Origin of the sequence: Saccharomonospora iraqiensis subsp. paurometabolica YIM 90007 (assembly GCF_000231035.2) — a bacterium.
GTDB lineage: Bacteria > Actinomycetota > Actinomycetes > Mycobacteriales > Pseudonocardiaceae > Saccharomonospora > Saccharomonospora paurometabolica.
The window spans coordinates 57,385-64,270 of record NZ_KI912236.1 but is presented as its reverse complement, the minus strand read 5'-3'; the positions used below and the strand labels follow the sequence as shown (position 1 = coordinate 64,270).

Here is a 6,886-nt window from a genome sequence, read left to right as displayed (position 1 = left end):
TTCGCCAGCAGGCCGGGCAGCGCCAGCATGAGCAGGGTGTCCTCCCGCCCGGTGCCCGCCACCAGCCACGGGGCGGCGCGCATCGCCGCACCGACCCGGGTCCGCGCCACGGTCGCGAACGCGCGCGCCAGACCGGTGAGCGAGAACGCGAACAGCGGGGCGCCGCAGCCGTCGACGGCGGTGGCGGCGATCGGCTCGCCGGTGAGTTCGGTGACGGTGTCCGCGATCGTGCGTTGCAGCGGGTGGGCCGGATCGGTGTAGTCCGCCGTGGACCAACCCTGCCGCACACACGTGGCGAGCATTCCCGCGTGCTTGCCCGAGCAGTTCATCGCCGCCCGGCGTGGCTCGGGCGGGCAACGCAGGTCCCCCTCACCGAGGCCCGCGGCCGACAGCAGGGTCAACGCCCGGTCGACGTGGCCGGGTTCGCCGGTGTGCGAGGCGGCCACGAGGGCCAGGTCGGTGTCGTCGACCTCCAGCCCGGCACGCAGCATCCCCAGCGCCTGGAACGGCTTGTTCGCCGACCGGGCGAAGACCGGGCTCGTCACGTCGCCGAGTGCCGCGCGGACGGAACCGTCGGGGGCGGTGACGAGGAGCGCGCCCCGGTGGACGCTCTCCACCACACCCGAGCGCACCACCTCAACCAGTACCGGGTTGTCCCGGAACCGCGTCACGCGCGGCCTCCTTCCCCGTCCGGGGCACCGGTGCCGCCGGCGGTGCCGCGTTCGTCGGCCAGCAGGTCGTCCACCGAGGCGCTGCCCTGTGCGTACCGGCGGGCCATCTCGGCGTTGAAGGCGTCCACCACCGCCTGCACCTCCCGGCGCCGCTGCGAGACCGAGCGCTCCTGCTCCCGGTAGCTGGCCAGCGTGTCGTTCAGGGTGTCGTCGGACAGCGCCGTGACGTCGGACAGGTCGGCGTCGCCCACCAGGGCCTCGGCCCTGCGCCGGTAGGCGCCCGCCCGCGACGGTTCGAGCGTCTGGTGCCTGCCCGAGCCGGTGGCGGGGCCGAGCGCGTTGTCCGCGAGGATCGCGGCCAGTTGGTCCACCACGCTGGTCGCCGTGCCCGAGGTGCGGCGCTCCTGCTCGGCGCGGACGATGTCGATGCGGGCGTGCAGCAGGCGGCGCAGGTACGACAGGTCGGTCTCCTCCTGGGCCGCCTCGTCCCGGCGGGAGCGCAGGGTGGACATCGGCAACCGGTCGATTCCGCGTGCATAGTCGTCGGCGAGGACACGGTCGATGCGACGGCGTCCCCCCGGCCGGACTTCGATCACGTGATCATCCTGCTCTACGACAGGCCGGACACGCCAGTGCCCGGCGACCGTGTCACCCGGTGATCCGCACTCACCCACGCAGCCGCTGCGCCGCCTGGCGGCCCGGTGCGACGTGCTCGGCGGGGACCGAGTCGGGGTCGACGGCGGCCTGCACGGCGCGGTCCTGCTCGGGGTCGCCCGCGCGCAGCTCGGCGTCGGCCGGTACGGACCGCTTGAGCAGGGCCAGCGCCACCGGGCCCAGTTCGTGGTGCTCGGCCACGCTACCGACCCGGCCGACCGTGCGGTCCCCGTGCAGCACCGGGTCACCCGTCTCCGGGTAGATCTCCGGGGATCCGTCCAGGTGCAGCAGCACCATCCGGCGCGGCGGTTTGCCGACGTTGTGCACCTTGGCCACGGTCTCCTGGCCGCGGTAGCAGCCCTTCGCCACGTGCGCCGCGGTGTCGATCCAGTTCACCTCGTGCGGGATCGCGCGTTCGTCGGTGTCCACGCCGAAGCGCGGGCGCAGCGACTCGACCCGCAGCGCGTCGAAGGCCCACACACCCGCGGGCCGGGCGCCCGCGTCGGTGATCCGTTGCCACCACCGCGCCAGCTCGGCGCGGGGCACCAGCAGGTCCACCGCCGACCGGCCGGGCCACGGCATCCGGCGGGCCAGTCCGCCGTCCGCCAGTGGCGTGACCGCGTACGGGGCGTCGCCGACCGTGATCCCGAGCGCGTCGAGCACCCGGGGGACGTCCGGCCCCAACAGGGTGAGCACCGCCAGGTCGGCGGTGGCGTCGGCGACCTCCACCTGGGACCAGAACTTCATGGCCTCCAGGTAGTCGCGCAGCGGCTGCCTGCCGCCCTTCGGCAGGGCGCTGGTGGCCTCGGCCCCCGGGTCGCTGTCCAGGTACACGGTTTCGCCGGTGTGCGCGACGACCATGTGCGTGTCGATCCGGCCCCAGCTGTCCAGCACCAGCGCCTCGGTGCCCGCGTCGTCGGGCAGCCCGGAGACGTGCTGGGACAGCACCAGGTGCAGCCAGGACAGCCGTTCCGGGCCGCCGACCGTGAGCACCTCCCGGTGCGAGCGGTCCACCACGGCCACACCGCGCACGGCGGTGCGTTGCTCGCCGAACGGGTCCCCCCAGTGCCAGGGGACGCCCTGTTCGGGGTGATCGTCGGGGGTGGCCACGGCACCGGAGAGACCGAGCAGCGGGGACTCATACGCCATGCCCCGATCGTATGCGGCGCGCGCCCCCGGCGGCCTCATGGCGTGGCCGGGGCGTGGCGGATGGGTACCGTGGACCCATGCGCGTGCTCGCCTTCCTCGACGGGACCCTGGCCGACCCGGACCGTCCGCAGATCCGCGTCGACGACCTCGGGCTGCTGCGCGGGGACGGCATCTTCGAGACGGTGCTCGTGGCCGACGGTGTGCCGCGGGAGCTCGGTGCGCATCTGGACCGGCTGGCCCGGTCGGCGGCCATGCTCGACCTGCCCGAGCCGGACCGGGCGGCGTGGGAGCGCGCCGTGCGGCTGGTGGTGGAGAACTGGACCGGGCCGGACGAGATCGCGGTGAAGCTGGTCTACACCCGGGGCGCCGAAGGTGACCCGGACGCCGATCCGGTCGGCTACGCCCTGGGCATGGACATCGCCGAGCCGGTGCGGGCCGCGCGGGTCGACGGGGTGGCGGCGGTGCGCCTGGACCGGGGGTTCGGACCGGAGCTCGCCGAACGGGCCCCGTGGCTGCTGCTGGGGGCGAAGACGCTGTCCTACGGGGTGAACATGGCCGCGTTGCGGGAGGCGGCCCGGCGCGGTGCCGACGACGTGGTGTTCACCGCGACCGACGGCTCGGTGCTGGAGGGGCCGACGTCCACCGTGGTGCTCGTGCGCGGCGGCACGCTGTACACCCCGCCGCCGACCGTCGGGATCCTGCCCGGCACGACCCAGCGTGCCGTCTTCCGTGCCGCGGAGGCGGCCGGGTGGGCGACGAAGATCGAGCCGATCGCCTCGGAGGAACTGTTCTCGGCCGACGCGGTGCTGCTGGCGTCGTCGGTGCGCAAGCTCACCCGGGTACACACCCTGGACGGCACACCGTTGCCGGACGGGACCGGGCCGCACGCCGAGCTGGCCGAGGCGTACGAGCGGCAGTACCGCTGAGGCGCAGATTCACGGCCCCGGCGGGCCGCAGGCGGGTCCGGCCCCGCCCGACGACGCTCCCCGACGGCTCAGCCGAAGCGGTGCGGTGATCAGCCGCCGCGGTGCGGCGATCAGCCGACGATGCGGTGCAGCAGCGCGGAACAGTGCGGGGTCATCTCGTGCCCCATCATCGCGCGCTCCTCGACCCAGCCGAGGTCGCCGTTGTTGACGATGCCGTAGAGCCGCTTGGCCGCGGTGACCTCCTTGGCGCTGGCGGACCGCACCACGGCGTCGGTGCCCAGTTCCCAGGCGCTCTGGCTCTTCGGTTTGCCGTAGTACAGCTCCACGAAGCCGGTGGAGTGGGTCAGCAGCAGCTCGATCGTGTCGTCGGGCTGCGGACGCCAGAAGCCGGTCTCCCGGGCGGCGGGCCGCAGTACCTCGCCGTCGTCGTCGAGCAGCCACGCCCGGGCCTCGTGGTAGAGGAACGGCCTGCCGTCGTGGGCGATGGTGAGCTGCTGCGCGAAGCGGTACGAGCGCTCCATCGTCGGGTAGCTGACCTCGCCCTCGCCGCGCCACACGCCGACGAGCGGCAGCAGGGCCAGGCAGGCGTCGTTCAGGTTCTCGCCCTGGCGCAGGTTCGCCGTGTCACCGGGAATGGGCAGGTCGTCGAGCTGTGGGATGTTCCGTGTGCCCGTCACCTCGGCCCGCTCGGCGGCGGCACGGACGGCCTCGTCACCGCTGGTCATCGAACTCTCTCGGCTCAGCGCTGGTCGGAGTACAGCCGGTAGACCACGTAGCCGCCGAACCACGTGGTCGCGACGATGGCCAGGACCAGCAACGTCGTAAAGATAATCTCCACGCCCGCAGGATAACCCGCCCCACCCCACACAAAAGCCCCCCGGTACCCACGTCACACCGCCAGTGGGTGTTGCCGTGAAGGACTCCCTGCCTGCGTCAGGTGCCGTGAAGGACTCCTTCCCTGCGTCAGATGCAGCGAAGGAGTCCTTCACGGCAACACCCGGGGTGACCGGCGGGGTCAGGTGATCGGGATGGTCACCCGGTGGACGCCCGCGGAGTCGGTGGTGACCGCGGTCTCGCCGGTGCCGGTGCGGTGCAGGGCGCGCACCGTCCACGTGCCCGGGGCCGCGTAGAAGCGGAACTCGCCCTCGGGCGAGGCCTGCACCTCCCCGGCGAACTCGCCGCCGGAGTCGAGCAGCCGGACGTAGGCACCGCCGAGCGGTCCGTCGGTGCCGGTGACCGTGCCCGCCACGACCACCTGGCCGTTCGCGTCCGCGTCGGCCGCCGTGGCGGTCTGCGCGGGGGCGCCGCAACCGTCGCTCATCACTTCTCTCCCGTCTCCACCGGCACGCCGACCAGCGAGCCGTACTCGGTCCAGGACCCGTCGTAGTTCTTCACGTCGGACAGCCCGACCAGCTCGTGCAGCGCGAACCAGGTGTGGCTGGAGCGCTCCCCGATCCGGCAGTAGGCGATCGTGGGCTTCGACGTGTCCAGGCCCGCGTCCTTGTAGAGCTGCTCCAGCTCCTCGGCGGACTTGAACGTGCCGTCCTCGTTGGCGGCCTTCGACCACGGTACGTTCACCGCGCTCGGGATGTGCCCGGCGCGCTGGGCCGTCTCCTGCGGCAGGTGCGCGGGGGCGAGCAGCTTGCCGGAGAACTCGTCCGGCGAGCGCACGTCCACCAGGTTCTTGGCGTTGATCGCTCCGACGACCTCGTCCCGGAACGCGCGCAGCGTGTGGTCCTGCTCGGTGGCGGTGTAGCTGGTGCGCTCCCGCTCGACCTCGCCGGTGACCAGCTCGCGGCCGTCGAGCTCCCACTTCTTGCGGCCGCCGTCCAGCAGCTTGACCTTGTCGTGCCCGTAGAGCTTGAAGTACCAGTAGGCGTAGGCGGCGAACCAGTTGTTGTTGCCCCCGTAGAGGATCACCAGGTCGTCGTTCGAGATGCCCTTGGCCGACATGAGCCTCTCGAAGCCCGCCTTGTCGACGAAGTCCCTGCGGACGGGGTCCTGCAGCTCGGTGCGCCAGTCGATGCGGACCGCGCCCGGAATGTGCCCGCCCTCGTAGGCGGTCGTGTCCTCGTCGACCTCGGCGAACACCACGCCGGGCGTGTTCAGGTTGTCCTCGGCCCACTGGGCGGTGACCAGGACGTCGTCACGGCTCATGATCGCTCTCTTTCCTCAGGATTGTCGGTGCGTTTCACTCGGAGAAGCCGGATACGGGGGTGCCCGGCCGGTGCTCGCCCGGTGTCCTCAGACCCGCTCGCTGCGGGGTGTGACCCGCCGCAGGAGCAGATACACCTCGCAACCCAGACACACGTCGAACACCGCGTTCAGCAGTGCCGCGAACAGCGCGAGGGCCGTGGCGACGAGGCCGAGCGCGGTCAGCCCGCTGACGTAACCGACGGTGCCCGCGACCGCGAACAGGAGCCCCACCCCCTGCGCGAACCGCAACGGCGCGACGGCCTCCCGGTCGTCGGTGGGGGCGAGCCGGGGCGCGACGAGCAGGCGATACAGCAGCGCGTACGGGGTGGCGGACGGGCCCGCGACCACCCCGACGGCGAACACGGCGGCCTGGGCGGCGAGCAACGGCCACCAGCCCGTGACGAGGACTGTCGCGAGGACCACCGTGGTCACGGCCGCCGCGAAGCGGGGGCCGCGCGGGTCCACGGACGCTGTCGCGGGCATCTCACCTCCGTCGGATCGGACGCCGGGGCACGGTCGGCGCTACGACGGACAGAGACTGCTGCGCACGCGGCAGAGGTCGACCGGGCGTCGCCGGGTCAGCAGACGTGGGACCGGGAGGCGGTGTGTCCGCACCGGGCGGTGCCGGGTCGACCTCAGGGGACGCCGGGTCAGCACCGGGGAACGCCGCGTCGGCACCAGGGGATGCCGTGTCGGCACCGGGGAACGCCGTGCCGGCACCGGGCCATGCTGTGTCGGTACCGGGCGATGCCGTGTCGGTACCGGGCGATGCCGTGTCGGTACCGGGTGACGTCGCGTCAGCGGGTGCGGGGGCGTCCGGTCCACGCCGCCCAGGGTACTCAGTCGGTTCCGGAGCGGGGACCGTTTTCAGTCCGTGGGATACTGGTGTGTACCTCGACCAGGGGACGGAGCGCGGACCGCAGCCGGTCGAGCTTCGGGACCCCGGACACCCGCAGCAGTTCCCCGCCGTCGGCCGTGTAGGCGATCGTGGTCGGCGTGCGGAGGATACCGAGGGTCTCGGCGATCTCCGGACGGTCGGTCACGTCGAGGTTCACGTGCTCCAGTCCCGGTACGGAATCCGCGAGTGCGCGCAGCGTGGCGCGGGTGTGCCGGCACGGGGCGCAGAAAGTGGTCGAGATCTGCACGAGGGTGATGCCGTCGTCGGCGAGTGCGTCGGTGACGGGAGTGGGCAGGTCGTCGGTCCGTCCGGCGTCGGTCCGGGCCGTGCCGTCCCGCCCGGTGCCCTCCCGCCCGGTGCCGGGCGGGACGCTGCCGGTCGGTCCGGTCGGC

9 protein-coding genes are annotated in these 6,886 nt (G+C 72.9%); 1 reads left to right on the top strand and 8 read right to left on the bottom strand.

Translation table 11 applies throughout. The features are described from left to right. The 3 genes from SACPADRAFT_RS27295 to ygfZ form a co-directional block, all read right to left on the bottom strand. The coding region (locus tag SACPADRAFT_RS27295) for an asparaginase (RefSeq protein ID WP_007025799.1) at positions 1 to 671 on the bottom strand (671 nt) is incomplete at its 3' end. Continuing rightward, entirely contained in the window at positions 668 to 1,267 is a 600-nt protein-coding gene (locus tag SACPADRAFT_RS0211900; RefSeq protein ID WP_007025798.1) for an RsiG family protein, read from the bottom strand. The genes SACPADRAFT_RS27295 and SACPADRAFT_RS0211900, both read right to left, overlap by 4 nt. A gap of 70 nt (positions 1,268 to 1,337) precedes the next feature. After that, positions 1,338 to 2,474: a CAF17-like 4Fe-4S cluster assembly/insertion protein YgfZ gene (gene ygfZ, locus SACPADRAFT_RS0211895; RefSeq protein WP_028662414.1), complete on the bottom strand. Its 1,137-nt coding sequence runs from the start codon at positions 2,472 to 2,474 to the stop codon at positions 1,338 to 1,340. Positions 2,475 to 2,551: 77 nt separating this feature from the next. Here ygfZ and SACPADRAFT_RS0211890 point away from each other — a divergent pair, with 77 nt between their 5' ends. Further along, positions 2,552 to 3,400 carry an aminodeoxychorismate lyase gene (locus tag SACPADRAFT_RS0211890; RefSeq protein ID WP_007025796.1) on the top strand — a complete coding sequence of 283 codons (849 nt, stop codon included), beginning with the start codon at positions 2,552 to 2,554 and terminating at the stop codon, positions 3,398 to 3,400. A 110-nt stretch (positions 3,401 to 3,510) separates the two neighbouring features. Here SACPADRAFT_RS0211890 and SACPADRAFT_RS0211885 read toward each other — a convergent pair whose 3' ends face one another. The 5 genes from SACPADRAFT_RS0211885 to SACPADRAFT_RS27290 all read right to left on the bottom strand — a co-directional run. Continuing rightward, positions 3,511 to 4,125: a heme-binding beta-barrel domain-containing protein gene (locus tag SACPADRAFT_RS0211885; protein WP_007025795.1), complete on the bottom strand. Its 615-nt coding sequence runs from the start codon at positions 4,123 to 4,125 to the stop codon at positions 3,511 to 3,513. 290 nt (positions 4,126 to 4,415) lie between these two features. After that, complete coding sequence (locus SACPADRAFT_RS0211875) at positions 4,416 to 4,721, bottom strand: DUF1416 domain-containing protein (RefSeq protein ID WP_007025793.1); 306 nt, start codon at positions 4,719 to 4,721, stop codon at positions 4,416 to 4,418. Next, a complete protein-coding gene (locus tag SACPADRAFT_RS0211870; protein WP_007025792.1) occupies positions 4,721 to 5,557 on the bottom strand; it encodes a sulfurtransferase in 837 nt (278 codons plus the stop codon). Before SACPADRAFT_RS0211870 ends, SACPADRAFT_RS0211875 begins: the two co-directional genes overlap by 1 nt. A gap of 87 nt (positions 5,558 to 5,644) precedes the next feature. Beyond that, positions 5,645 to 6,079 (bottom strand): DUF4395 domain-containing protein, encoded by a 435-nt coding sequence (locus SACPADRAFT_RS0211865; RefSeq protein WP_007025791.1) that lies wholly within the window; start codon positions 6,077 to 6,079, stop codon positions 5,645 to 5,647. Positions 6,080 to 6,435: 356 nt separating this feature from the next. Further along, a partial coding sequence (locus SACPADRAFT_RS27290; protein WP_007025790.1) for a thioredoxin family protein occupies positions 6,436 to 6,886 on the bottom strand: 451 nt, incomplete at its 5' end.